At 64.2% G+C, this 25,688-nt stretch carries 24 protein-coding genes and 1 tRNA gene; 8 read left to right on the plus strand and 17 right to left on the minus strand.

Going from position 1 to position 25,688, the window contains the following annotated elements:
* The first annotated feature begins 98 nt into the window (after positions 1-98).
* Positions 99-1,982, plus strand: a complete 1,884-nt coding sequence (locus ACOEQ2_RS13745; protein ID WP_419728537.1) for a beta strand repeat-containing protein — start codon at positions 99-101, stop codon at positions 1,980-1,982.
* 102 nt (positions 1,983-2,084) lie between these two features.
* Complete coding sequence (locus ACOEQ2_RS13750) at positions 2,085-2,630, plus strand: type 1 glutamine amidotransferase domain-containing protein (RefSeq protein ID WP_419728538.1); 546 nt, start codon at positions 2,085-2,087, stop codon at positions 2,628-2,630.
* A gap of 7 nt (positions 2,631-2,637) precedes the next feature.
* Here the strand turns inward: ACOEQ2_RS13750 and ACOEQ2_RS13755 are convergent, their stop codons facing one another.
* Together ACOEQ2_RS13755 and zwf are read right to left on the minus strand one after the other, a co-directional pair.
* A complete protein-coding gene (locus tag ACOEQ2_RS13755; RefSeq protein ID WP_419728539.1) occupies positions 2,638-3,357 on the minus strand; it encodes an NUDIX hydrolase in 720 nt (239 codons plus the stop codon).
* Between the two features lie 58 nt (positions 3,358-3,415).
* The gene (gene zwf, locus ACOEQ2_RS13760) at positions 3,416-4,891 is read right to left on the minus strand and encodes a glucose-6-phosphate dehydrogenase (protein ID WP_419728540.1); all 1,476 of its coding nucleotides are present in this window, start codon (positions 4,889-4,891) and stop codon (positions 3,416-3,418) included.
* Between the two features lie 161 nt (positions 4,892-5,052).
* On the opposite strand from zwf, the gene ACOEQ2_RS13765 reads away from it, so the two are divergent.
* Both ACOEQ2_RS13765 and ACOEQ2_RS13770 read left to right on the plus strand, forming a co-directional pair.
* The gene (locus tag ACOEQ2_RS13765; RefSeq protein WP_419731228.1) at positions 5,053-5,352 is read left to right on the plus strand and encodes a DUF2312 domain-containing protein; all 300 of its coding nucleotides are present in this window, start codon (positions 5,053-5,055) and stop codon (positions 5,350-5,352) included.
* Between the two features lie 60 nt (positions 5,353-5,412).
* A complete protein-coding gene (locus tag ACOEQ2_RS13770) occupies positions 5,413-5,943 on the plus strand; it encodes a hypothetical protein (RefSeq protein ID WP_419728541.1) in 531 nt (176 codons plus the stop codon).
* Positions 5,944-5,952: 9 nt separating this feature from the next.
* On the opposite strand, the gene proB is transcribed toward ACOEQ2_RS13770, so the two are convergent.
* The 4 genes from proB to rplU all read right to left on the minus strand — a co-directional run bounded on the left by proB (position 5,953) and on the right by rplU (position 8,986).
* Positions 5,953-7,110, minus strand: coding sequence for a glutamate 5-kinase (gene proB / locus ACOEQ2_RS13775; RefSeq protein WP_419728542.1), 1,158 nt, complete (start codon positions 7,108-7,110; stop codon positions 5,953-5,955).
* A gap of 13 nt (positions 7,111-7,123) precedes the next feature.
* Positions 7,124-8,212: a GTPase ObgE gene (gene obgE / locus ACOEQ2_RS13780; protein WP_419728543.1), complete on the minus strand. Its 1,089-nt coding sequence runs from the start codon at positions 8,210-8,212 to the stop codon at positions 7,124-7,126.
* Between the two features lie 111 nt (positions 8,213-8,323).
* Positions 8,324-8,593 carry a 50S ribosomal protein L27 gene (rpmA, locus tag ACOEQ2_RS13785; RefSeq protein ID WP_419728544.1) on the minus strand — a complete coding sequence of 90 codons (270 nt, stop codon included), beginning with the start codon at positions 8,591-8,593 and terminating at the stop codon, positions 8,324-8,326.
* A 75-nt stretch (positions 8,594-8,668) separates the two neighbouring features.
* A complete protein-coding gene (gene rplU / locus ACOEQ2_RS13790; RefSeq protein WP_419728545.1) occupies positions 8,669-8,986 on the minus strand; it encodes a 50S ribosomal protein L21 in 318 nt (105 codons plus the stop codon).
* A 229-nt stretch (positions 8,987-9,215) separates the two neighbouring features.
* Here rplU and ACOEQ2_RS13795 point away from each other — a divergent pair.
* Positions 9,216-9,305, plus strand: a tRNA-Ser gene (locus ACOEQ2_RS13795).
* Between the two features lie 714 nt (positions 9,306-10,019).
* On the opposite strand, the gene ACOEQ2_RS13800 is transcribed toward ACOEQ2_RS13795, so the two are convergent.
* The 4 genes from ACOEQ2_RS13800 to ACOEQ2_RS13815 all read right to left on the minus strand — a co-directional run bounded on the left by ACOEQ2_RS13800 (position 10,020) and on the right by ACOEQ2_RS13815 (position 14,401).
* Complete coding sequence (locus ACOEQ2_RS13800) at positions 10,020-10,880, minus strand: substrate-binding domain-containing protein (protein ID WP_419728546.1); 861 nt, start codon at positions 10,878-10,880, stop codon at positions 10,020-10,022.
* A 155-nt stretch (positions 10,881-11,035) separates the two neighbouring features.
* Positions 11,036-12,052: an ABC transporter permease gene (locus ACOEQ2_RS13805; RefSeq protein ID WP_419728547.1), complete on the minus strand. Its 1,017-nt coding sequence runs from the start codon at positions 12,050-12,052 to the stop codon at positions 11,036-11,038.
* Positions 12,049-13,623: a sugar ABC transporter ATP-binding protein gene (locus ACOEQ2_RS13810; RefSeq protein WP_419728548.1), complete on the minus strand. Its 1,575-nt coding sequence runs from the start codon at positions 13,621-13,623 to the stop codon at positions 12,049-12,051. The genes ACOEQ2_RS13805 and ACOEQ2_RS13810 overlap by 4 nt, the downstream gene beginning before the upstream one ends.
* Before the next feature lie 199 nt (positions 13,624-13,822).
* Positions 13,823-14,401: a TetR/AcrR family transcriptional regulator gene (locus ACOEQ2_RS13815; RefSeq protein WP_419728549.1), complete on the minus strand. Its 579-nt coding sequence runs from the start codon at positions 14,399-14,401 to the stop codon at positions 13,823-13,825.
* Positions 14,402-14,562: 161 nt separating this feature from the next.
* Between ACOEQ2_RS13815 and ACOEQ2_RS13820 the strand changes: the two genes are divergently transcribed.
* The 3 genes from ACOEQ2_RS13820 to ACOEQ2_RS13830 are packed head-to-tail and all read left to right on the plus strand — an operon-like array spanning position 14,563 to position 17,031.
* Positions 14,563-15,759, plus strand: coding sequence for a Tm-1-like ATP-binding domain-containing protein (locus ACOEQ2_RS13820; RefSeq protein WP_419728550.1), 1,197 nt, complete (start codon positions 14,563-14,565; stop codon positions 15,757-15,759).
* A gap of 7 nt (positions 15,760-15,766) precedes the next feature.
* A complete protein-coding gene (locus tag ACOEQ2_RS13825; RefSeq protein ID WP_419731229.1) occupies positions 15,767-16,612 on the plus strand; it encodes a phosphoenolpyruvate hydrolase family protein in 846 nt (281 codons plus the stop codon).
* An 11-nt stretch (positions 16,613-16,623) separates the two neighbouring features.
* Positions 16,624-17,031 carry a cupin domain-containing protein gene (locus ACOEQ2_RS13830; RefSeq protein ID WP_419728551.1) on the plus strand — a complete coding sequence of 136 codons (408 nt, stop codon included), beginning with the start codon at positions 16,624-16,626 and terminating at the stop codon, positions 17,029-17,031.
* Positions 17,032-17,733: 702 nt separating this feature from the next.
* Here the strand turns inward: ACOEQ2_RS13830 and ACOEQ2_RS13835 are convergent.
* From ACOEQ2_RS13835 to ACOEQ2_RS13865, 7 genes are all read right to left on the minus strand, one after another.
* Complete coding sequence (locus ACOEQ2_RS13835) at positions 17,734-18,195, minus strand: chemotaxis protein CheD (RefSeq protein WP_419728552.1); 462 nt, start codon at positions 18,193-18,195, stop codon at positions 17,734-17,736.
* Positions 18,192-19,283 (minus strand): protein-glutamate methylesterase/protein-glutamine glutaminase, encoded by a 1,092-nt coding sequence (locus ACOEQ2_RS13840; RefSeq protein ID WP_419728553.1) that lies wholly within the window; start codon positions 19,281-19,283, stop codon positions 18,192-18,194. Before ACOEQ2_RS13840 ends, ACOEQ2_RS13835 begins: the two co-directional genes overlap by 4 nt.
* Position 19,284: 1 nt before the next feature.
* Positions 19,285-20,139, minus strand: coding sequence for a CheR family methyltransferase (locus ACOEQ2_RS13845; RefSeq protein WP_419728554.1), 855 nt, complete (start codon positions 20,137-20,139; stop codon positions 19,285-19,287).
* A 55-nt stretch (positions 20,140-20,194) separates the two neighbouring features.
* Positions 20,195-22,312 (minus strand): HAMP domain-containing methyl-accepting chemotaxis protein, encoded by a 2,118-nt coding sequence (locus ACOEQ2_RS13850; protein ID WP_419728555.1) that lies wholly within the window; start codon positions 22,310-22,312, stop codon positions 20,195-20,197.
* 102 nt (positions 22,313-22,414) lie between these two features.
* Positions 22,415-22,897, minus strand: coding sequence for a chemotaxis protein CheW (locus tag ACOEQ2_RS13855; protein ID WP_419728556.1), 483 nt, complete (start codon positions 22,895-22,897; stop codon positions 22,415-22,417).
* A 2-nt stretch (positions 22,898-22,899) separates the two neighbouring features.
* Positions 22,900-25,092: a HAMP domain-containing methyl-accepting chemotaxis protein gene (locus ACOEQ2_RS13860; protein WP_419728557.1), complete on the minus strand. Its 2,193-nt coding sequence runs from the start codon at positions 25,090-25,092 to the stop codon at positions 22,900-22,902.
* Positions 25,093-25,224: 132 nt separating this feature from the next.
* On the minus strand, positions 25,225-25,686 hold the full coding sequence (locus tag ACOEQ2_RS13865) for a chemotaxis protein CheW (protein WP_419728558.1): 462 nt from the start codon (positions 25,684-25,686) through the stop codon (positions 25,225-25,227).
* Positions 25,687-25,688 lie beyond the last annotated feature (2 nt).

Genomic DNA, 25,688 nt, shown 5'->3' on the forward strand with positions numbered 1-25,688 from the left:
AGCAATCGCTCCTGGTTAAGGCTCGTGAAAAGCAGGGTGCATCGGCGCCTCAATTTTGCGAACGCCGAACGATCCGTGGGAAAGAGCGAGACATAATTATGAGCAATCCATTGAACGACGTCACCGTCAGCGGCCTGGTCGGCGTGACCGTGGCGAGCGGGCAGACGGTCGATTTGTTTTCGCAGATCCTGGTGGCGAGCCCGGATGGTTCCAAAATCAACGCGTTGGTGCTGATCGACCGCAATGCCGGCCTGGTCTCGGTGGCAGCCTTGCCTGCTGGTGTCGCTGCGACGCTGATCCAGCGCCCTGACGTGAGCCAGACGGTCATCGAGCTGAGCGGTACGGCAGCGCAGGTCCAGGATGCCCTGTCCAAGGTGACGGTCACCGCGCCGACCGGTGTCTCAGGCAATCTCGTGGAGAACTATCAGCTGGTCCTCAGCAACGATGTCGGGCGCACATTCGTGAATGGCAGCCTGGCGATCGTGCCGGCGGCCGTGGTCGTGACGCCTCCCGTTGTCGTGACACCGCCCGTCGTCGTGACGCCTCCGGTCGTCGTGACCCCGCCCGTCGTCGTGATCCCTCCCGTCGTTGTCGTGCCGACGTTCGTCCAGACCGGCACCACCTACGTGGTTGGTGCCGACGCGACCCAAACAGCTGTTATCGACGTGGGTCATGTCGCCGCCACCGTTACCGGCGGCGCGACGTCACTCTTCTTTACCGGAGGCAACTCCACGCTCGCCCTGACCGGAACCGGCAGCTCGCTGATCCACAGCCTTGGCGGCAACACGGTTCAGCTGGGTGCTGCGTCCGTCACCTACGTCAGCGGCGGCGACAGCACCTTCCAGGCGGCCGGTGGCAATCTGGTTCTTGAAGGCGGAGCTGGGTCCGACACCAACATGATCGTGCTCAGCGCGTCGCAGGCAGGTCACCTCGCGGTCTCCGAAACCGGGCCGTCGCACACGGTCCTGTTCGGCGGTCCGTCTTCGGTCGCATTCACCGGCGGCAACGCCACGCTCGTCCTGAACGGCGGCGGGATGACCGGCAGTGTTGTGGTCGACAGCACCGGCGGCAATGTGGTCTGGGGCGGTGCGGGCAGCCTGGTCTATGCGAGTGGTGGTGCGAGCAGCCTGGCACTCGGGAGCGGCGCTGCGACCGTTACCGGCGGTGCCGGATCGGCGAGCAACGTCATATCCGTCGGCAGCGGCAGCCTTGCCTACCAGATGGGCGCGGAATCCGCGTCCATACACGGAGGTCTCGGCGCCACCTCGATCCAGGGCGGCAGCGGCCGCGTGGTGGTCGATGGCGGCAATGTCGTGTTGACGCAGGGAAGCGGTGCCGCGACCGTCAGCGGCGGCGGGATCGGCACCAACAACGTCGTCCATGGCGGCTCCGGAGCACTCACCTACCAGGGTGGTGCCGGCAGCTCCGTCGTGGTGGCCGGTAGCGGTTCGGATACGGTCCATGCCGGTGCCGGCGGTGGCTGGTTCAGCGCCGGAAGCAGCGGCAACAGCAACCTTCAGGCAGGGTCGGGCACCGCCTTCCTCAAGGGCTCAAGCAGCGGCGACACGCTTGCTGGCGGCTCCGGCAGTGTCTGGATGCAGGCAGGCAGCGGCAACGAGACCCTGCTTGGCGGTTCCGGCGGGGCCAGCATGCAGCTCGGTTCCGGTGCCGACCATGTCACCCTCGGATCGGGTGGCAGCGTCGTCACGACAGGGTCCGGCACCGCCACCGTGCAGGGCGGAGGCGCTACCGACGTGCTGAACATCGCGTCGAATAGCGGCGCGACCAACTTCTGGTCAGCGGCGCGGGAACACCTGACGGTCAATGGTTTCCGGATCGGCACCGATCATATCTCGGCCGGAACCGGTGTCACCGTGAGCACGTCGTTCAGCGGCGGCGGCACGGTGATCGCCTTGTCGAACGGCGCCAGCATCACTCTGAGCGGCGTGCATGCGGGCAGCCTCGGAAGCCTGTTCGGCTGACCGATCTTCGAATACCGCTCCCGCGGCTGTGACCCGATGACAAAGGAACAGGGCAAGTTCTGCCCTGTTCTGATCGGCAACCACGGAACAGGAGCGAACCGCATGTCAGACATCAAGGGGCGCAGGATTGCCATACTCGCGACCGACGGCGTGGAGCAGGTCGAACTCACCGAGCCAATGCGGGCGCTGACGGATGCAGGCGCGGTCGTGACACTGGTGTCGCTCGCGGCGGGTCAGATCCAGGCGATGAAGGAGGATGTCCACGCGGCCGACACGTTTGCAGTCGACGTGGTGGTGTCTGAGGCTCGATCGGATGCATTCGATGGCCTGGTGCTACCCGGCGGGACGACCAATCCGGACAAGTTGCGAATGGATGCGAACGCCGTCGCCTTCGTCAAGGGTTTCGTCGAGAGCGACAAGCCGATCGCGGCCATCTGTCACGGACCCTGGACGTTGATCGAAGCCGGCGGGGTGAGGGGGCGCACGCTCACCTCCTGGCCGTCGCTGCAGACCGACCTGCGCAACGCCGGTGCCACCTGGGTGGACGAAACCATGGTGCGAGACGGCAAGCTGGTGACCTCCCGCAATCCGAAGGATCTGCCTGCTTTCTGCACGGCCATTGTTACGCTGTTTTCGGAAGCTGCGTGAGGTTTGGCTAGCGTCGGTCTCGCTGCCAGCATTCGATCAGGATGTGGGCCGACGGGAGCAGGGTGCTTGCGTTTTCCCGCATGAACCGACCGAGCGCATCGGTCGGCACGACCTGCAGCAGGTCGTACTCGTCGTTGCCGGCCTGCTGACGGTGTCTCGCAATCTCGGCAAACGACAGTGGCGTTCGTAGCAGGAGACCGACGTCAACGACGTGCGTGTCGGTATGTTCGATGGCTGCAACCGGCCTTGTCAGGTCGATCATGTTCGGCAAAAGCCCGAGTTCCTCCCGGAGCTCGACATGAACCTGCTCGATCAGGTTCACGTCGTCTCCGGCACGAGCCTCGACGTTACCGGCCGGTGCGGCCTGCCACCGGCCGGGGAGATAGACGGCGTCTGCGTGTCGTCGCCCGAGAACAAGGCCATCGGCGCATTCGACAAGTCCGTTCACGGCCAGTGGCCGGACCTTCAGTCGTGCGTAGAGGCTCGGCTTTCGGATCTGCGCCAGGACACAACGATACTCGGTCCAGTGCCCGGTGATGAGCGAGGGCGTGATCGTGTCGGCGCTGAAGACGCGGCCGTTGAACAGCACCGGACGACGTGCACGCTCCGCCGACCATATGGACTCGACGTCCGCCTCCAGATCGGCCGGCAGGCTCGGAACGGTTCCGGCCACTCCGGCCTGTGTGGATGGTGCGACCCGCACGGTCACCCCCGGATCCAGCGTCATGCTGGACCAGTCATCGGGGGTACCCGCCAGTCCCGTCACAAGCCGGGTTCGTCGCCGCCTACTTCATGTCCTCGCGCCAGGCATGCCCGCTCGACTGGATCAGGGCGCGTGCAGCATCCGGTCCCCAGGTGCCGGCACTGTAGTGGTGCGGGGTGCCCGACTTCGACTCCCACGCCTTCAGGATCGGCTCGACCCAGGTCCAGGCTGCCTCGACCTCGTCACGACGCATGAACAGCACCGGGTCGCCGCGGACGGTGTCCATCAGCAGCCGTTCATAGGCGTCCGGATAGCGCGTCGAGAACGCCTTCTCGAACGAGACGTCGATGTTTGCCGGGCGCAGCACCATGCCATCCGGGCCGGGATCCTTGCTCATGATCGAGAGCTGGATGCCCTCCTCGGGTTGCAGCCGGATGATCAGCCGATTGGGCTCGAGCTTGGAGCCGAAGATCGACCAGGGCGTCTCGCGGAACTGCACCACGATCTCGCTGACCTTCGACGGCAGCCGCTTGCCCGATCGCAGGTAGAACGGCACCGATCCCCAGCGCCAGCTATGCACCTCCGCCTTGATCGCGACGAACGTCTCGGTGTCGCTCTGGCGGCCCTCGCCGAGTTCCTCGAGATAGGCCGGTACGATGTCGCCGCCGACCGACCCACGGCCGTACTGACCACGCACCGCGACGTGCGGCACGTCCGCTGCCGTGATCGGCTTCAGCGCCCGCAGGACCTTGAGCTTCTCGTTGCGCAGGTTGTCGGCGTCGAGCGAGCCGGGCGGCTCCATCGCGACCAGGCACAGCACCTGCAGCAGGTGGTTCTGGATCATGTCGCGCAGGGCGCCGGAATTGTCGTAATAATCGCCGCGCCCCTCGACCCCGACCGTCTCCGCGGCGGTGATCTGCACGTGGTCGATGGCGTCGGCGTTCCAGAGCCGTTCGAACACCGGATTGGCGAAGCGCAGCGCGATCAGGTTCTGCACCGTCTCCTTGCCGAGATAGTGGTCGATCCGGAAAATGCTCGATTCGGCAAAGAACTTGCCGACCTGATCGTTGATGTGGCGTGCCGTTTCCAGATCGTGCCCGATCGGCTTCTCCAGCACGACCCGCGTGCTCGGCGTGATCAGCTGCTTGGTTGCCAGGTTTTCGCAGATACGGCCGTACAGCTCCGGCGAGGTTGCGAGATAGAACACCCGGATCTTGTCGCGGCTGTCGTCGCCGAACAGCCGGGTCAGGTTGTCCCAGCTGCTTTCCGCCTCCGCGCCGTTCACGCTGGAATAGAAGACCATCCCCAGGAAGCGCTGCACCAGCGCCTCATCGAGGGCGTCCGGCTTGACGAAGCGGCGCAGCGCCTTGGCGGCCCGCTCGCGGAAATCTTCGTCGGACAGCTGCGATCGCGCAGCACCGATGATCCGGGCGGTGTCGGGGATCTGCTTGTCACGGAACCGGTGATAGAACGCCGGCAGCAGCTTGCGCATGGTAAGGTCGCCGGTGGCTCCAAACACCACGTAGTCGAAGGTCTCGATCTCGCTCATCGCGGGCATCCTCTTAAGCTTCTGCTCGTACGGTCGGCGACGCCCGCAACCGGGGAGCCTGCGCGGACGGCAACGCATTGACCGCCCGCATCGGGCCAGGGTAAGCCCCCCGGCCTTGCCGGTCGATGGGGACGGGTGTCTAGCTGACGTTTGGAGGCGTGAAGATCATGATGCTGGAAGCTGCCGACCGCGGAGCCGGGCATGACGACACGCCAGCGGACTCCACCGCCAGCGCCGTCGGCGGGATCGCAGCAGACCGGTTGCGGAGCATCATCGAGCGCGTGGAGCGGCTCGAGGAAGAGCGCAAGGCTCTCGGCTCCGACATCAAGGACATCTTCGCGGAAGCGAAATCCGCAGGCTTCGACGTCAAGGTGATCCGCCAGATCATCCGGATCCGCAAGCAGGAGCCCGCCGACGTCGAGGAGCAGGAGACCCTGCTCGATATCTATCGCCGCGCGCTGGGAATGTAGGGACCGGCCGGTGCAGGCACCGGTCTGGTGGGATTGACGCCCGTTGCCTATGATTGAGCGATGCCGTTGACCCTGCCTCTGCCGACGTGGGTGCCCTGGTGGGGCCAGCTTGCGATCCTCGTGGTGGCGATCCTGTTCGGGCTAGCCTTCATGATGATGCCCTTTGCAGTGTTTGGCCTGAAGGGTCGGCTGGATTTCCTGGAGGCCCAGCTCGACGACATCCACGCCGAACTCCGCATGCTTGCGATGCGGCTGCCCGATCCGGATCGACGGCCGGCGCGATCTGCCGAGCCCGTGCCGCAGGTGCAGGAGATCGTCCCCGAGCCGGTGCGTCCGGCAAGGCCGCCGGCGCCGCCCAGGCAGGTCGAGGATGCCACGCCGCCCCGTCGACCGCGCGGCACCGGGGACTGGTCGTCGCGGCCGCCGCTGATCGAGGACGAGGAGCCGCGTCCGGTACGGACGGCTGCGGCTGCGCCGGGTCGTGATCTCCGCGACCTCGATGATCGCTTCCGCACCCCGAAATTCGTCGAGCCGAAGCCGGTCGAGCGGGATCGCACCGAGCCCAAGCTGAGATGGCCCCCACCGCGCTGAGCCGAGCGATCAGCCGGCGTCGAGCACCAGGTCGTCGCGGTGGATCATCTCGTCGCGGCCCCGCCAGCCGAGCACGGCCTCGATCGCATCCGACCGTCGGCCGATAATGCGTGCCGCGTCACCGCTGCCATACGCGGACAGCCCGCGGCCCAACGTCCGGCCCTGATCGGACAGCACCAGAACCAGGTCGCCGCGCTCGAAACTGCCTTCGACGGCACGCACGCCTGCCGGCAGCAGGGAGCTCCCTCCGGCAAGCGCCCGGGCAGCTCCGGCATCGACGAGCAGTCTCCCCGCTGGCTGCAGACTGCCGGCAATCCAGCGCTTCCGGGCAGACCGACCCTCGGGCAGGGGCAGGAACCAGGTGCATGCGGCGCCGCTCGCCAGAGCCTGCAGGGGATGCGTGGTGCTGCCCAGCGCGATTGCCATGGCACATCCGGCTCTGGTGGCGATCCCGGCGGCCAACAGCTTCGTTCGCATGCCGCCGGACGAATAACCCGGCGGCGGCGCGCCCCCCATCGCCTCGATCTCGGGTGTCAGCGTCGCGACGACCGGGATGTGCCTGGCGTCGGGGTCAAGTCTCGGGTCGGCGGTGTAGAGGCCGTCGATGTCGGAGAGCAGCACGAGCTGGTCCGCCTGGATCATCTCGGCAACGCGGGCGGCCAGCCGGTCGTTGTCGCCGAACCGGATTTCGGCGGTGGCGATGGTGTCGTTCTCGTTGATGACGGGCACGCAGCCGAGTCCGAGCAGGGTGGTGAGCGTGGCGCGGGCGTTCAGGTAGCGGCGCCGATCCTCGGTATCGTCGGGTGTCAGCAGCAGCTGGGCCGCGACAAGCCCATGTGTCGATAGGGCAACGCTCCAGGCCTGCGCCAGACGGATCTGCCCGACCGCCGCGGCGGCCTGTTTCTCCTCGAGCCGGAGTGAGGGGCGCTTCAGGCCGAGAGTCTGGCGTGCCAGCGCGATTGCGCCCGACGAGACGACGATCACCTCCACACCGCGCGCCCGCAAGGCGGCGATATCCGCCGCGATCGCATCCAGCCAGGCGACGCGGGGGCAGGCGGCCTGGCCATCGACCACGAGGGCGCTGCCGATCTTGACCACGAGACGGCGTGCCTGGCCGAGGTTCGGGCCCGGGTGGTCCATACCGACGGCCGCGGCGGGATCGCTCATCCGGCGAGGCGGGTCATTCAGTGACGATCGACCCGCTCGCCGACACATGCTGCCGGGTCGGCATCGGATCGGCAGGGCGCCGCAGGGGCGGGGGAGCGGCGGCCTCCTTGCGGATCTCGGTCACCCGGTTCTGCAGGATGCGCAACGTCTCCGCGACGTTGCCGTGGGTGGCGGCGGACAGCATCAGAACCGGGCCGCCGGTCGCCTTTTCCAGCGCCCGCCGGCGGGTGCCGATCTGCTGCGGCGTCATGGCGTCGGTCTTGTTGATCGCGACGATCTCCGGCTTGTCGGCAAGACCGTTGCCGTAGGCCACGAGCTCCTCGCGGATGGTACGCCAGGCATCGACGACGTTGCCGGCTGCACCATCGATCAGGTGCAGCAGCACCGCGCAGCGCTCGACATGGCCCAGAAAGCGGTCGCCGAGCCCGGCACCCTCATGCGCGCCCTCGATGAGGCCCGGGATGTCGGCCAGCACGAACTCCTCTGAGTCGGAGAGCCGCACGACGCCGAGTTGCGGGTGCAGGGTGGTGAAGGGGTAGTCGGCGATCTTCGGCCGGGCCGCGGACGCGACGGACAGGAAGGTGGATTTGCCGGCATTCGGCAGCCCGACCAGGCCGGCATCGGCGATCAGCTTCAGCCGCAGCCAGATCCAGCGCTCCTCGCCGGGCCAGCCCTTGTCGGCACGGCGAGGCGCGCGGTTGGTGCTGGTCTTGAAGCTGGCGTTGCCGAAACCGCCATCGCCGCCCTTGCACAGCGTGACGCGCTTGCCTGGCTCGTCGAGGTCGGCGAGCAGCACGTCCTTGCTGTCGTCGAAGATCTGCGTGCCGATCGGGACCTTGATCACGACGTCGTCCGAGCCGGCGCCGGTGCGATCCGAGCCGGAGCCGTTGCCGCCCTTGCGCGCCCGGAAATGCTGCGTGTAGCGGAAGTCGATCAGCGTGTTGAGGTTCGCGACCGCCTCGAAAATCACGTCGCCGCCACGCCCACCGGTGCCGCCGTCAGGACCGCCGAACTCGATGTATTTCTCGCGCCGGAACGCGATGGCGCCATCGCCGCCATCGCCGGACTTCACGTAGATCTTGGCCTGGTCGAGAAACTTCATGATGCTTGGTCCAATGTCCCGCTGCCGGCTGGACGGCAGGCGCGGGCGGAGACGAAAAAGGGCCGACCCGAGGGCCGACCCTTGATACGCTACTCGGCCCGTCGGGAGCGATTATTCGGCGGCGATCGCCATACCCTCGACCGATACCTGCACCCGGCCCTCGGCGCGAGTTTCGAACTTCACGTGACCGTCGATCAGCGCGAAGATCGTGTGGTCCTTGCCGAGCCCGACATTGCGGCCCGGCTTCACCTTGGTGCCGCGCTGGCGGATGATGATGTTGCCGGCGATGACGCTCTCGCCGCCGAACTTCTTTACGCCGAGGCGGCGCCCTGCGGTATCGCGACCGTTGCGGGATGAACCGCCTGCCTTCTTATGTGCCATAGCCTGAACTCCTGTGCCTTAATGAGCTGCCGATATTCGCCAGGACCACCCGCCGGGGGATGATCGCTTGCGGGTTCAGGCGGCGCTGATTTCGCCGATGCGCAGCACGGTGACGGGCTGGCGATGGCCGTTGCGGCGACGGCTGTTCTGCCGGCGGCGCTTCTTGAAGATGATGACCGTATCGAGCCGGTCCTGGGCGATGACGGTGGCCGTCACGGTGGCGCCTGCCACGAGCGGAGCGCCGACGACGATGCCGTCCTCGCCGCCGCCGACTGCCAGCACGTCGGTGAAGGTCACGGTCGCGCCGGGCTCGACATCGAGCTTCTCGACCTTGAGCACGTCCTGCGGGGTGACGCGATACTGCTTTCCGCCAGTGCGGATGACTGCGAACATTGTCTCTGCTTTCCGATCTCTCGGCCCATCCGGTGCCTGCCTGACGCAGTTGCCGTCGAACCCAGTCGCTTCTTATGATGGGCCATGCGCCTGCGCGCACAGCAGAGCCGCTCACGATCCTGTCGGACCCCGAGTGACGTTTGCGTCGTGTATCCGATGGCGCTTTCCGCTGTCAAGCCGGTTGCCAGAGCCTGCGTCCCGCCCTATAAGCCCGGCGCCGCAAGCGTCTGGAGAGGTGCCGGAGCGGTCGATCGGGGCGGTCTCGAAAACCGTTGTGCGTGCAAGCGTACCGTGGGTTCGAATCCCACCCTCTCCGCCAGAACCCCATTCGCAAGGGGTCGGCATGGTTCGCTAACCCCCAGTAGAGCCTACGGGCTCGGACTTCCTCCATTTGCTCCGTTGCAGTGGTTCGCCTGGCTTGGCCCCTGTCCGGCGAGATTAAGAGGGGACAGAAGCAGGAACATTTCCATGCTGTGAAGGGGCGGGTCTGGCAGCAGAGAGCCCCGAGCATGCCTCACCCGGCCGCTGCGGCAATGGTGACGGTCTGCATCTGGTCGTTTGGACCACCTCGGTTGCGTTCTGGATCTTGCCCCACACCCGGGCTGGGGCGGATGTGGGGAATGGGCCCTAGCCGGGCGCGGGGCGACAGGAACTTCTTCACCTTGAAGGCCGCCAGCGACGCCACCAACAGGCTTCAGTAGCTGATCAGGGCAAGACGGGCCCCGCCGGCCGCTTGCGAGGCTGCGGAAGCCGTTGCCGGAGGCGAACACGCAGACGGTAGCCGTCAAGGTGATCACCGTTCAGGCGATGGCCCCATGCTCTATCGAGGCGCCCGCCGCTGGACGGAGCAACGCCACGCACCATCGACCAACCCTTCGAGTCCATTCGGCCTGCCGCAGCTCTCTCGTTCCAACGCATCGAAACGAGCGTCCGGTTTGGGCGATTGCGGTGCCCCGCCCTGAGGTCGTGATGCATCGTGCCGCGGCACTACACCTCCAGACCAGACGGGGAGGCTGAACCGCCTCTCCGAGGATTAAAATGGAGAATCGGGAAAGTAGAAGTCCTTCGCGTTGGCTGGAGTCACGAGCGTGGCATCCAAGGTGTAGGTTCCGGCAACGGTCACCTTGTTGATGAGATGCGCTGCGGTGATCTCCATGGCCGTGGCAACCATGGTATCCGGGTAGAGCACGTCGACCGGAACCATCTTGTCGCCGTCAAGGACCTTCTTGATGAACTGCTTCGATCCGGCCCCGCCGATGATGTATTTGATGTCCGTCCGCTTGGCCTGCTTGATGGCCTCGAGGACGCCGACGCCCATGTCGTCATCCTGGCACCACACGACATCGATGTTGCTGTATTTCGTCAGGAAGTCCTGCATCACCTTGAAGGCATCGTCACGGCTCCAGTTGCCGTACTGCTTCGCGAGCACCTGGACGTTGCTGCCCTTGATCGCGGCATCGAAGCCGTTCTGCCTCTCCTGGTCGATCGGTATCGGAAGCCCGCGGATCACCACCACCTTGGCGTCCGGGTTGTGCTGCTTGATGTAGTCTCCGGCGGTGGCGCCAAGCCCGAGATTGTTGCCGGCGATGTAGAAGTTCCGGACCGAGCTGTCATTGACGGTCGGCGATCGATCGACGAGTGCCACAAACGTCCCGTGCGACTTGACCTCCTTGATCGCGTTCACGAGCGGATTCGGGTCGATCGGAAGAATGACGAGCGCATCCATGCCCTCCGTCGTCAGGTCCTCGAGCGCATTGGCCTGGCTCACCGGATCCGAGGAGGTCTTCACGATGACTTTCAAACCCGGGTTTTCCGCCATCAGCGCCTTGGCTACCCGTTCGGCCTGGAAAATAATCCCTCCGGCCCAACCGTGATCGGCCGTCGGCACCGACACGCCGATCGTGTAATCCTTGGCGTGCGCGTGATCCGTGATGCCGAGGGCGGCGAGCCCAGCAATTGCAGTCGCCAGAACTGTCTTTTTCATCTTTTCCTCCGTTCGTGCAGTCTTGTTTATTGCGCCCGAAAGACCTGCTCAGCCGGGCTTTACTTTTACCGCTTCCTGATCAGCGAACGCTGGATGAGCATCGCCACGATGATGATCGTCCCCTGTATCGCGCCGATGAGATACTCGCTCGCATAATTTGAGAGTATCATGATGTTGCCGACCGTCTCGAGCAGGAATGCGCCGCAGATCGAGCCCCAGATCCGCCCGACGCCGCCGGTCAGCGCGGTTCCACCGATGATGACGGCGGTGATCGCCTGCAGCTCCCACATGATCCCGGTTGTGGCCGTGGTCGAGCCGAGCCGCGGCACATAGAGGATCACCGCGATGGAAACGCACAGGCCCTGCAGGATATAGGTCATGATCCGGACGCGACCGACCCTGATGCCGGAGTAGCGGGCGACGTCCTCGTTCGATCCGACGGCAGCAACGTGACGCCCGTAGCCGGTGCGGTTGAGCAGGAATGCGCCGAGACCGGCAACCACGAAAACGATGATGATCGGAACCGGGATCCCGAGCACGGTGCCGAAATACACGGGTCGACACAGGTCCTGCAGGTCGCTCGAGTGCAGCGATATCGCACCGCCTTGCGACAGCCAGGTCGTCAGTCCACGGAAAATGCCCATGGTTCCGAGTGTCGCGATGAAGGGCTCGATCCCGCCCTTCGTCACGATCAGGCCGTTTCCCAAGCCGCACAGCCCGCCCACGACGAGCGACATGGAGACCGCGATCGCGAGGAACAGGTATGGGCTCGCGACGTCGCCGGTATTCAGGAACAGGATCAGCAGGCTGGCGACGAACGCCACCATCGCGCCGACCGACAGATCGAGCCCGCCGGCGGTAATCACGAAGGTCGCACCCACGGCGATGATCGCGATGAACGCGCTCTGGGTTGCGACATTCTGCAGATTGCCGACGGTCAGGAACCGGTCGCTCGAGAGCGCTCCGAGCACCAGCAGGAACGCCAGGGCGACGAACGGGGCGACGGCCCTGAGATCGATCCTGGACCACTGACGCCGCCGCCAGAACGTAGCCACGCCGGCCACGGTGTGTGCTGCACTCATCCGACCTCTCCCCGGGTGGTCATCCTGATGGCCGCCGCGGCGGTCGCGCCGGTCGCGTGCATGACGATCTCCGTCTCGGTCATGCGGTCTCCGGAAACTTCGCCGACAATCTGGCCGCCGCGCATCACCAGGATGCGGTCACAGATCCCGATCAGCTCAGGCATCTCGGAGGAGACCACGATGATCGACCGACCTTCCTCGGCCAGCCGGGCGATGAAGCTGTAGATCTGCTGCTTGGCACCGATATCGATCCCGCGCGTCGGCTCATCGATGATCACGATCTTCGGATCGAGCAGCATCATCTTCGCCAGCAGCAGCTTCTGCTGGTTGCCCCCCGAGAGCTCACCGGCGAGAACGTCCTTGCGACCGGTCCTGATCTCGAAGTCGCCGATGGCCTTGTCGAGTGCGGCCGCCTCCGCCGTGTCGTCGATCCGGAACCGACGCATGAAACGCGGCAACGATGCCAGCGTCAGGTTGACCTTGAGATTGCGGTCCAGAAGCAGGCCTTTGCCTTTCCGGTCCTCGCTCAGATAGACGATGCCTGCGTCCAGGCTTGCGGTCGCCGAGGCGAAATGCACGAGCGCACCGTTCAGGTGCACGACACCCTTGCCGGAGCGCAATCCGACGATGCCCTCCATCAGCTCGGTTCGTCCGGCACCGACGAGACCGGCGAAACCGAGGATCTCGCCACGCCTGAGCTCGAAACTCGCGTCGCGCGCATGACCCGGCACCGAAAATCCCTGCACGGCCAGGACGCTTTTTTCCCCGGTGTTATGAATACGGTCCGGGTAGAGCTTTGCTACATCCCGGCCGACCATGCGCCGTGCCATGTCGACCGATTCCATCTCGACGGCTGCCTGCGTCGCCACAAGCCGGCCATCGCGAAGGACGCTGATGCGGTCGGAGATCGTCTTCACCTCGGGCAGTCGGTGCGAGATATACAGGACGCCCACTCCCTTTTGCCGGATGCCGTGGACGATCCGCAGAAGTGCATCGGTTTCATGCGGCGTGAGCGAGGCGGTCGGTTCGTCGAAGATCACGACACGATGCGGCACCAGCAGCACGCGCCCGATCTGCACCAGCTGGCGCTGGGCGATCGACAGGTGCCCGACGAGCGCGTCCGGATCGATGTCGGCGCCGAGATCCGCCATCGCCGCGCGCGCGCGCGACCGCATGACGCGATCGTTCATGACCAGGCCGCGACGCATCTCGCGACCGAGAAACAGGTTCTGCGCGACCGTCAGATCCGGAGCCAGCAGGATCTCCTGGTGAACGAGCGCGATCCCGAGCGACTCCGCGATGACGGGGTTTGCCAGACCGACCCGTTCGCCATTCATCCTGATTTCGCCGGAGGAGGGCTGAAGATGGCCCGCGAAAAGCTTCATCAGGGTCGACTTGCCAGCCCCGTTTTCGCCGATGACCGAATGGACTTCGCCGCTCCGCACGTCGAGGGAGAGGTCGTGCAGAACGGTCACCGGGCCGAAGGCCTTCGAGACTGCGACGGCCGCGAGCAGGGGCTTGTCGTCGAGAACAGCGGTTTCGGCGCCATACGATGGGAGCAACCCGTTCATGTGAGCCTGCCCACAGGATCGTCGTCACCGGCGCACTCGTCCGCCCAGCGACCAGCGCCGCCGCAAGACGCACCCCACGACACTCCAACACGCTTGCTGCGCATTCTCCTGAACCCCCCTGGTCTGACGAGCCGTCATTTTCGCGCTTGGCGCGTGCGGCTTCTCGTTGTGTTTGTCGTCGGCTGGCGGCGCCGCGTCGTTACCGCCCGGTCTTCGCACCCCCCCGCTCAACGCCGCTGACCGATGACAGCAGGGCTTGCGCTACCCAGATAATGGTCCGCTCGACCTCATCCTGCTCCATCTTCCAGATGTCCTTGAGAACGACGAACGCCTCGATCCCGAAAACCAGCGACAACCCCTTTGCCAGCCGGTCGAGGTCTTGCTCGCCGACTGCTCCGTGCAGCGGGGCAACGGCATTTCGCAACAGCTCGATCCGATGTCCGCGGGACAGCGGCGCTTCCAGGCCGAGCGTGCCGGCCCGGGTTTTCGCCCATTGATCCAGTGACAGCTTGAGGGCCGCGCGGAACGTCGCCTCGAACTCGCCAATGCGGCGCAGCGACACTTCCATGAGGTCCGCCACGCGCTCCTCGACATGCGGCGATCGAGGCAACCAGTCGAGGATCGGACCAAGCGCCGCATCGACCACGGCGTTGACCAGGTCGGCCTGGTTCGGGAAGTAACGATAGGACGTCGCACGCGAAACGCCAGCCGCTTCGGCGACGTCACTCACGGAGGGCGACTGGCCCTCTTGCATCAGCGTTATCGCGGTCTCGAGCATCAGGCGTCGCGTCCGGGCGCGCACACCGCGCTCCGGTGAGTCGAACGCGGTGTCTTGTCCACATAAGACGCTCATGCCATTTTGATACGCGCGTCTCGTGAGTGAAGCAATGCCTCTCGATCGGAGTTTCCCGCAGTCTCGTCATGCCAAGGGGTTGAGGGATGAAACGGATCTACATCGCCGGGACAGCGGACACCAAGGGTCCGGAAATGCTGTTCCTCAAGTCGGTCGTTGCGGCGGCGGGTGCATGGCCGGTTCTGGTCGATGTGGGAACCCGCGCATGCCCGATCGACGTCGATATTACGGCCGAGACGGTAGCGCGGGCGCATCCAGCCGGGGCCGGCGCCGTGCTCGGACGCGATGACCGCGGTGACGCCGTATCGGCCATGACGGAGGCATTCCGGAACTTCGTGCGGTCGGGAACTGATCTCGACGGCATCATCGGCCTTGGCGGCAGCGGGGGCACGGCGATCGTGACCGCGGGCATGCGCGAACTCCGCATCGGCATTCCCAAGATCATGGTCTCGACGCTCGCGTCCGGCGACGTGTCTCCGTATGTCGGCGTGTCCGACATCATGATGGTGCCGTCGATCACCGATCTCGCCGGCCTGAACGATATCAGCCGCGTCATCCTGGCACAGGCCGGCGCGGCCGTGGTCGCCATGGCGTGCACGCCGCGCCAGGCCGGATCCGGCAAACCGGCAATCGGCCTGACGATGTTCGGCGTCACCACGCAGGCCGTGACGCAGATCGTGGAACGGCTCGAGCGCGACACCGAATGCCTTGTGTTCCACGCTACAGGCACCGGCGGACGAACCATGGAGAAGCTTGCCGGCAGCGGCATGCTGTCCGGACTTGTCGATATCACCACCACCGAGATCTGCGATCTCCTGTTCGGCGGCGTGCTGCCTGCGGGGGAGGATCGCCTCGACGTCGTGGCGACGACCCGATTGCCGTATGTCGGCTCCGTCGGCGCCTTGGACATGATCAATTTCTGGGCGCCGGAGACCATGCCTGCGGCGTACCGCGACCGCCTGTCCTATCACCACAATGCCAACGTCACGCTGGTCCGCACCACGATCGACGAGTGCCGGGCGCTGGGCCGGTGGATCGGCACGAAGCTCAATAGATGCAAGGGCCAGGTGCGCTTCCTGATCCCGGAGAAGGGTGTTTCGGCGCTCGACATCGCCGGCGGCCCGTTCTTCGATCCGGATGCGGATGCCGCATTGTTCGAGGCGATCGAGGAAGCGGTCGACTGGTCGGACGACCGGCGCCTGGTTCGTGTTCCATGCCACATCAACGATCCGGAATTCGCCGACGCCGTCGCGGCGCATTGGCACCAGATCGCAAAAGGATAGAGTCGTTATGCCTGCAATCGCTCGCGAAAAGATTCTCGAGAAGTTCCGCGCCATGGTCGAACAGCGGATCCCGATCGTGGGCGGAGGTGCCGGGACCGGACTGTCTGCCAAGTGCGAGGAGGCGGGCGGCATCGATCTCATCGTCATCTACAATTCCGGACGCTACCGGATGGCTGGGCGCGGCTCGGCGGCGGGGTTGCTGGCCTACGGCAACGCCAACCAGATCGTGAAAGAAATGGCGGTCGAGGTGCTTCCCGTCGTGCGACACACGCCCGTCCTGGCCGGTGTGAACGGAACCGATCCGTTCATGCTGCTGCCGCAATTTCTCTCCGAGCTGAAGCAGATGGGGTTCTCGGGCGTGCAGAACTTCCCGACGATCGGTCTGTTCGACGGCTCGATGCGGGTGAGTTTCGAAGAAACCGGCATGGGCTTCGGCCTCGAGGTCGACATGATCGCCGCGGCACACGCGATCGACCTGCTGACGACACCCTATGTCTTCAACGCGGACGAAGCGCGCGACATGGCGCGGGCCGGTGCCGACATCGTCGTCGCCCATATGGGTGTCACCACCGGTGGGGCGATCGGCGCCAGGTCCGGCAAGTCTCTCGATACCTGCATCGGCGAGATCGATGCGATTGCGGCAGCGGCTCGCTCGGTGCGCAATGACATCATCGTCCTGTGCCACGGTGGGCCGATCTCCGCCCCGGAGGATGCGCAATACATCCTCCGGCGCGCGGATCGCTGCCACGGATTCTACGGAGCAAGCTCGATGGAGCGGCTGCCGGCCGAGACGGCGATCAGGGAACAGACTGCCGCCTTCAAGGCGTTGACCTTCGACGCGACACGCGCATAGGAGCTGGGTCCATGGCCGATCAAGAGGTGAATTATTTCGTGCACCCAGACGACGTGCAGGCTTTCGGTTTCGATTGGGGGCAATTGGCGCTGACGGTCGGTCCGGAGGTGAATGGTGCGAAGAACTTCTCCGGCGGTGTCGTCAGCCTGCCGCCGGGTGAGGGACATGCAAGGCACAATCATCCGGATGCGGAAGAGATCATCTTCGTGGTCGCGGGCGCTGGCGAGCAGATGATCGAGGATGTGTCCGGCGAGCCCGTCCGCCGGCCGGTCGGCCCCGGGTGCACGATCTACGTGCCGCAAGGTCGCTTTCATTCCACGCTGAACACCGGCAACGCGCTCCTGCAGCTCTTCGTCGTCTATTCGCCAGCAGGGCCGGAGCTCGCGCTGCGTGAGTTGCCGGACTTCAAGCTGCTCTGAGCGTGGCCGCGGCAGCCGGTTGGACTGGCACGACGCTGCGCCGTGCCGCTGACGACGACAACTTCTGCGACGCCCCGGCGTGGCTGACGGCTGCCTGGCCTGGCTCGAGCGCGCCGGCTGCTTTCGGTCATCCAAGCCACATCATCGCCTTCGCCGGACGCAGATTCGACGACTTCGCGTCCGGCGGGACCGACGCGGTGCCGGGTCGCCGGATGTTCGGGCTGTGAGCGTGGCCGGCCGGCGCCGCGAGCTCGGCATGGTCGAGGAGGCGCCAGTTCGGTAATCGGCGGGGTCCTCAGGATCGTCGCCTTGCTCGACAAGGGCTTTGAGCTCGACGCCGTCGCCCTCTCCTCCGACCCAGAATTTGCGCGCGCGTTCTGCTGTGAGCTGGCACGTGTGGTCCGACCACGCCTGTGCCGGTTAAGCGGGGAGGTCGGGACTGAAGGCGTCCGTGGAGCGTCTGGCATGGCTTCAGGTTAAGGCTACACTTGACCATTGATCAGCAGACTTTTGTCGGCGTTTCTGTCTCGCTTAGCAAGTCGGGCTCGTCTTAAAGCCGGACATCCGGAACTGGTTCAGCAGCCGCCACTGCCGAAGTTGCTTCTACTAAGTGATCGTTCGATCGTGGATCCTCCCCGTCGCGCGAGGTGGGTGTGGAGACCAGTCTTGATAATGCCTCGACAGCTGGATGGTTTCTGACAGCTATGGCAACGTGCCGCCGGGTATTTGGCGAAGTTCGACTTCACCCGTCCATGAAAAATATCTGATTACAACTCCGAGCGTCCCGCCCGTCCGTTGCGCAATGACGGGGATGCAATGCTCCTGCATGAGCATCATCGCCGTGTGAGTGTTCCGCTCACCAACGGCGCCATAACCCCCAATGGGCAACACCGCCGCTCCTCCAAAAACCTTCGCGACCATGTCGGTGCAACCAAGCTCCTGAAGAACCGCAATCAAGCGGGGGATCGCAACGTTGCCAAACCGCGCGCTCTCATCCCCAGGCTTTGCCCAAGGCAGCATGAAGTGGTTGAGCCCGCCGATCTGGCGAGCCGGATCCCAGAGGCAGACCGACACGCAGGACCCCAGGACAGTCTTGAAGATGCAAGGTTCCTCTGACCAGTGAACCTCGCCCGGCTGCACATAGACCTGCCGGCGTTGGTTCACCGGCTTCCGGCTCTCACAATTTCACGGGCCAGCGCATCGAGTGGCATGATCCGCTGGGCACCCCCGAGTGCTATCGCCTCTTTCGGCATGCCAAATACGACGCAGGTCGCTTCGTCCTGTACAATGGTTGACGCTCCTGCTTGGCGCATCTCCAATAATCCACGTGCTCCATCATCACCCATGCCAGTCATGATGATCCCAAGAGCATTTGATCCAGCAGTCTGGGCAGCTGAGCGAAACAACACATCGACAGAGGGACGATGTCGAGCCACTAGAGGGCCTTCCTTTACCGAGACATAATAGCGCGCGCCGCTCCGCTGCAAAAGCATATGGTAATTTCCGGCGGCGATCAGCACGCGCCCGCGGAGCACAGCGTCGCCATCAGCCGCTTCCTTGACTTCAACTTCTGATAGTCCATTAAGGCGTGCAGCTAAAGCCGCGGTGAACTTCTCGGGCATGTGCTGGACGACAACGATTCCCGGACTATTTGCAGGTAATTCCTCCAGTATGACGCGAAGCGATTCAGTGCCTCCGGTGGAGGCGCCTATGCAGACGACAGTCTCTGTGGTCCGAGCCATTGCCCGGCAACCGGTCGGTGCGGCCAACATCACGTCAGCCGTCAACTTTTTTTGTGGCACGGAAGAGCGTTTGTCGGGATGACTACGGTTGAGCGCGGGCAATCGCGCCCGCGCTGCCGCCTTTACAACGTCGCAAATATGTATCTTGGTCTCAAGCAGATGTTGAGCTGAGTCCAAACGTGGCTTGAGGATAATATCGACGGCCCCCGCCTCAAGTGCCTGCATCAGGGTCTGTGATCCCTGCTCGGTCAGAGACGAGCACATCACGACGGGGATCGGACGTTGCGCCATCAGCTTTCGCAAGAAAGTGATCCCGTCCATGCGCGGCATTTCCACGTCTAGAGTGATCACATCAGGAACTTCCGCCTGCATCAGGCGGGCAGCTGCGAAAGGATCGGCCGCGGCGCCCATCACTTCGATCTGTGGATCCTCCTCGAGCAGTCCGGTCATGACTTGGCGAACCGACGCGGAGTCGTCGATTACCAGGACGCGAATTGGCTTGATGGTCATGTCACAGCCGTCGGAACATGGTGTGGCCGATCGCCGCTACCGGTAGGTCTAGACCGTGCACTGTCTCAGAATGACCAAGCACCAAGATCCCGCCAGGCCGTAGATGTGAGCAGAGCCGTCCAAGTACGGCTGCCTGGTCATTCCGGTCGAAATAGATCAGCACGTTACGGCAAAAGATCACGTCAAAGTCACGGTCAACATCGTAACTCGAATCCATCAGGTTCAACCGGCCAAACCGAACTGCGGCCCGCAGCGATGGTATGATGCGGACTAGACCTGCATCCCTGTCTCTTGAACGCATGATATAACGCTGACGTAGCAGCGCGGGAACAGGGGCTATAATTTCGGCAGGATAGATGCCGGCGAACGCTACCTGAAGCACTTTTGTGCAGATGTCAGTTGCTACAATCGCTGGCGGCAAGCCCGCCTTCCCGTGCAGAAAATCGTTTACGACCATCGCCATCGTGTATGGCTCAGCTCCTGTGGAACATGCGGCACTCCACATTTTGAGCCTACGGGAGCTCATTGGTAGAGATGGTAGAACAGTCTCTGTGAGAATACGAAAATGCTCGGGCTCCCGAAAGAAATCCGTCTTGTTTGTTGTTATGGCGTCGATTAGATGCACGACTTCCGGGCCGTCGTCACCGTCTTGATGAAGTTTCGAGCAGTAGGAGGAGAAGTCATCCGCGCCGGTGGCGATGATGCGTCGACGCAATCTTCCCTCGACCATAGACTTCTTGCTTCGCGGCATCTTGATGCCGGTCATCCGATGAATGAAGGTCGCCAGCTCGTCGAAGTCTGCCGCGTCCATCGTCCCCGGTGCACCTTCGTCGGTGAGTGTGAGGTCACTTGTCATACAGCGCTCTCACGGCCGAGCCCGAGGGTGACGAGGTGTAGGTTCTTGTTCATCGTCAATACCGCTCGAAGGTGCCGTCGCGCTCGTCAGGCCCGCCCTCGGCGAGGTTCAGCGAAAATCCTGCCGCGCCGCGACCGTTCGACTTCGCCGCCCCGCCCTTGCGGGACACGACCGACGCACCGCTGCGGCCGGCAAATGGAGGCGGTGCCTTCGGCGCGGTTCGTGTGACCGGACGGAGTGATTTTGTCTGGTGCGAGACGAGTTCTGCGGGCAGAGCCGGGGTGCGGTCGCCGGCGCCGAGGCGGAAATAGGCGATGTTGGACTGCAGCTGCTCGGACTGTGCGGCGAGCTGTTCGGCCGTGGCCGACATCTGCTCCGACGCGCTGGCGTTGCGCTGCGTCACCTTGTCGAGCTGCTGGATCGCCTGGTTGATCTGGTCACCGCCGACATCCTGCTCGCGGCACGAGGCGCTGATCTCGGTGACCAGGCCCGCAGTCTTCTTGATGTCGGGCACCAGCCGGGCCAGCATCTCGCCAGCCGCCTGCGCCGCCTTGACGGTCTGCGACGACATGGTGCTGATCTCGGCCGCTGCGGTCTGGCTGCGTTCGGCGAGCTTGCGCACCTCGGACGCGACCACGGCGAACCCTCTGCCATGCTCTCCGGCACGCGCCGCCTCGACAGCGGCGTTGAGCGCCAGCAGGTCGGTCTGGCGGGCGATCTCCTGAACGATGGTGATTTTCTCGGCGATGGTCTGCATTGCGGTGACGGCCAGACTGACGGCCTCGCCGCTGGCTTGCGCATCGATGGAGGATTGACGGGCGATTTTCTCCGTCTGGCTCGCATTGTCGGCGTTCTGCTTGATATTGGCCGCCATCTGCTCCATCGACGCTGACGCCTCCTCGGCCGACGCCGCCTGCTCGGTGGCACCCTGCGACAGCTCGTCCGCCGTCGCCGACAGTTCCGAACTGCCAGCCGACACGTTGTTCGACGCAGACGTCGCCTCCGACACAACCTCGCGCAGCTTGCTTGTCATCTTGTTGAGTGCATCGACCATGTCGCGGACCTCGTCGCGGGTGGTCACGATCACGGTCTGGGACAGATCTCCTGCGGCTACCGCATCGGCCAGGTTGACTGCTCGTCGCAGGCCGCGGCTGATGCTGATGGCGATCCAGGACGCCGCCGCGATGGCGACCAGGATCGACAGCAGGATGATCGTGGTCAGGACCGTGCGCGCTTGCTGATAGGAGGTGATGGCCGCGGACTGCGTGGTGCGCATGGCCTGCTGGACATAGGTAAGATAGGCATCCGTTGCGGCCAGAGTGGCGCGTAAGGCCACCCTGCCTTCACCGGTTGTTCTGTCTGCGGCGAGCAGGTTGCCGCCGCCCCGGTTCGTGGTGACGATCCGGTCCTGAACCCCGAGCCACCGGTCCAGCTGGGTCGCGAACAGGTTCGCGGCGGCAGTGATCTCCGGCTGCGTCAGCAACGCGCGTGCCTCACCGGCCTGATGACGCAGGGCGGTCGCCATCGGGGCCATCGCATCGGATTGCGGGCCCAACTCGGCTATGTTGTCAATCAGGATCAGACCCTTCGTATCGCTCCAGAGCGTCTGCATCCCCATGCCGACCTGGCCGAGGCTCGACAGCATTGCGGGTTTGTCGACGGCACTACCCTGCTCGACCTGATGCACCAGGGCGTCGAGCGCGGAGGTCGCCTGGGCAAAGGCAGACGCGCCATCCTTCTGTAGGATCCCATGCGCTACAGTATTGGAATTGAGCATCGCGTCTCGCGCCGTCAGGTCCTGCAGGCTGTCCTGTCGTGCCATCGTTGAGGCGATCTGGAGCAGCTTTTGCTTGCCCTCCTCCGATGCTGTGCTGGTTGCCGTCTCGACGATGTCGCGGGCCGCCGCACGCTGCTGAAGCATATCCACGGACGCCGCCGCAATGTCCTCCGGGGAGGATGCCAGGATCATGTTTTTCTCGGCGCGTGTGTTCTCCAGTACGCGGATCTTCAGATCCCGCCCCGCCGAAAGTTGTGCCACGGGACCGCTCAGGATCTGCTCGATGGTCTCGTTCAACGCAGACAGCTTTTCGTATGAAACTGCGCCGGATACCATCGACAGGGCGATGGTCACCCCAAACGCCATTGCCAACTTGAGCTTGATTGTAAACCGCATCACGGGATCGTCCTTGCAAATAATCGAATTACGGAGCGGTGCATGCTGCGGCACGGCTTCTGGAGAAGGTGGCTGCTGAACGTTGTCCTCGTGATCTCAAATTTATGCGGCGCGTTCCGACGCTACGGGGCTCAGGTGCGTGATGACGTCGCCGGAGAAGAGGCTTTCCATGTTGAAGATGATGACGAAGCCCTCGGCGTGTCGACCAATGCCGCTGATGCAGCCCGATCCCCATGGGGCGCCGATATCGGGTGGCGGCCCGATTTGTCCAGCATCAAGGGTGATCACCTCGATCACGCGGTCGGCGATGAGCCCGACGATAAGCTGATGATCGCCGGCCGGGATCTCGAGGACGATGATCCTGGTGTGATAGGTGATTTCGGTCGGCGGCAATCCAAGCCGGCAGCGCAGGTCGATGATCGGCACGGCCTGTCCGCGGACGTCTGCCAGGCCGGCGAGGTAGCCTGGTGCGTCCGGCAGCCGGAAGAGCGCGCGCATCGCGACGATTTCGGTCACGCAGGAGACTGGCACCGCAAAAATCTCGTGGCCGAGCCCGAGGGTGACGAGGTGTAGGTTCTTGTTCATCGTCAATACCGCTCGAAGGTGCCGTCGCGCTCGTCGGGTCCGCCCTCGGCGAGGTTCAGTGAAAATCCTGCCGCGGCGCGGCCATTCGACTTCGCTGCCACGCCTTTATGAGATACGACCGATGCACCGCTGCGGCCGGCAAAGGCAGGCGGTGCTTTCGGCGCGGTTCGCGTGACCGGACGGAGTGATTTTGTCTGATGCGAGACGAGTTCTGCGGGCAGAGCCGGGGTGCGGTCGCCGGCGCCGAGGCGGAAATAGGCGATGTTGGATTGCAGCTGCTCGGACTGTGCGGCGAGCTGTTCGGCAGTGGCCGACATCTGCTCCGACGCGCTGGCGTTGCGCTGCGTCACCTTGTCGAGCTGCTGGATTGCCTGGTTGATCTGGTCACCGCCAACATCCTGCTCGCGGCACGAGGCACTGATCTCGGTGACCAGGCCCGCGGTCTTCTTGATGTCGGGCACCAGCCGGGCCAGCATCTCGCCCGCCGCCTGCGCCGCCTTGACGGTCTGCGACGACATGGTGCTGATCTCGGCCGCTGCGGTCTGGCTGCGTTCGGCGAGCTTGCGTACCTCGGACGCGACCACGGCAAACCCCCTGCCATGCTCTCCGGCACGCGCCGCCTCGACAGCGGCATTGAGCGCCAGCAGGTCGGTCTGGCGGGCGATCTCCTGAACGATGGTGATTTTCTCGGCGATGGTCTGCATTGCGGTGACGGCCAGACTGACGGCCTCGCCGCTGGCCTGCGCATCGATGGAGGACTGACGGGCGATTTTCTCCGTCTGGCTCGCATTGTCGGCGTTCTGCTTGATATTGGCCGCCATCTGCTCCATCGACGCTGACGCCTCCTCGGCCGACGCCGCCTGCTCGGTGGCGCCCTGCGACAACTCGTCTGCCGTCGCCGACAGTTCCGAACTGCCAGCCGACACGTTGTTCGACGCAGACGTCGCCTCCGACACAACCTCACGCAGCTTCTGCAACATGCGCTGCAACGAAATCCCCAGCATGTCCCTTTCGGATAGAGGTTGCGCTTTGACGGTCAGGTCACCGTCAGCGATCGTATCTGCAAGCTGGGCAGTCAATCGGAGGTTCGTCACCATCTTGTTGAGTGCATCGACCATGTCGCGGACCTCGTCGCGGGTGGTCACGATCACGGTCTGGGACAGATCTCCTGCGGCTACCGCATCGGCCAGGTTGACTGCTCGTCGCAGGCCGCGGCTGATGCTGATGGCGATCCAGGACGCCGCCGCGATGGCGACCAGGATCGACAGCAGGATGATCGTGGTCAGGACCGTGCGCGCTTGCTGATAGGAGGTGATGGCCGCGGACTGCGTGGTGCGCATGGCCTGCTGGACATAGGTAAGATAGGCATCCGTTGCGGCCAGAGTGGCGCGTAAGGCCACCCTGCCTTCACCGGTTGTTCTGTCTGCGGCGAGCAGGTTGCCGCCGCCCCGGTTCGTGGTGACGATCCGGTCCTGAACCCCGAGCCACCGGTCCAGCTGGGTCGCGAACAGGTTCGCGGCGGCAGTGATCTCCGGCTGCGTCAGCAACGCGCGTGCCTCACCGGCCTGATGACGCAGGGCGGTCGCCATCGGGGCCATCGCATCGGATTGCGGGCCCAACTCGGCTATGTTGTCAATCAGGATCAGACCCTTCGTATCGCTCCAGAGCGTCTGCATCCCCATGCCGACCTGGCCGAGGCTCGACAGCATTGCGGGTTTGTCGACGGCACTACCCTGCTCGACCTGATGCACCAGGGCGTCGAGCGCGGAGGTCGCCTGGGCAAAGGCAGACGCGCCATCCTTCTGTAGGATCCCATGCGCTACAGTATTGGAATTGAGCATCGCGTCTCGCGCCGTCAGGTCCTGCAGGCTGTCCTGTCGTGCCATCGTTGAGGCGATCTGGAGCAGCTTTTGCTTGCCCTCCTCCGATGCTGTGCTGGTTGCCGTCTCGACGATGTCGCGGGCCGCCGCACGCTGCTGAAGCATATCCACGGACGCCGCCGCAATGTCCTCCGGGGAGGATGCCAGGATCATGTTTTTCTCGGCGCGTGTGTTCTCCAGTACGCGGATCTTCAGATCCCGCCCCGCCGAAAGTTGTGCCACGGGACCGCTCAGGATCTGCTCGATGGTCTCGTTCAACGCAGACAGCTTTTCGTATGAAACTGCGCCGGATACCATCGACAGGGCGATGGTCACCCCAAATGCCGTTGCCAACTTAAGTTTGATTGTAAACCGCATCAGATTAGACCCTTCGAGGGCTATGGAAGTGATGCGGGATCAGGAGCCCGCAACGGGATGGATCGGGCACGCTTCCGACCGGATGACGTCTTATGCCAAGCAGTCGGCGAAAATTTTCTCCAAGGCGAGGATGATCAGGAAGTCGTCCCCTCGCTTGGCGATGCACCGGATGAAGTCGGAGCGCCAGCGCATGCCAATGCGTGGCGCGTCTTCCACAGATGACGCCGCAACCTGAGTGATCTCATAGACCTTGTCGGCTCTTAGTCCCACGGTCGTCGGCATGCCGTCGACATCGATCTCGACCACGATGATGCGGGTATCCAAGGTCGGTGGCCGTGGCTGCATTCCAAGCTTGAGGCGAAGGTCGGCCAGTGGAACCACCTTGCCACGCACGTTGATGAGGCCATTGAGAAATGGGTCGGCGTTCGGTACCTCGGTGATCGGCACGAGATCGAGGATCTCCCGGACGCTTCGCGCCTCGATCGCAAAAATCTCGTTCTGCAATGCAAGCGTCAGGATTTCGATAGGTCTCCCGGCTGTTGCGGTTTTCATGA

Origin of the sequence: Lichenicola sp. (genome assembly GCF_965198575.1) — a bacterium.
In the GTDB taxonomy this organism is placed as follows: Bacteria; Pseudomonadota; Alphaproteobacteria; order Acetobacterales; family Acetobacteraceae; genus Lichenicola.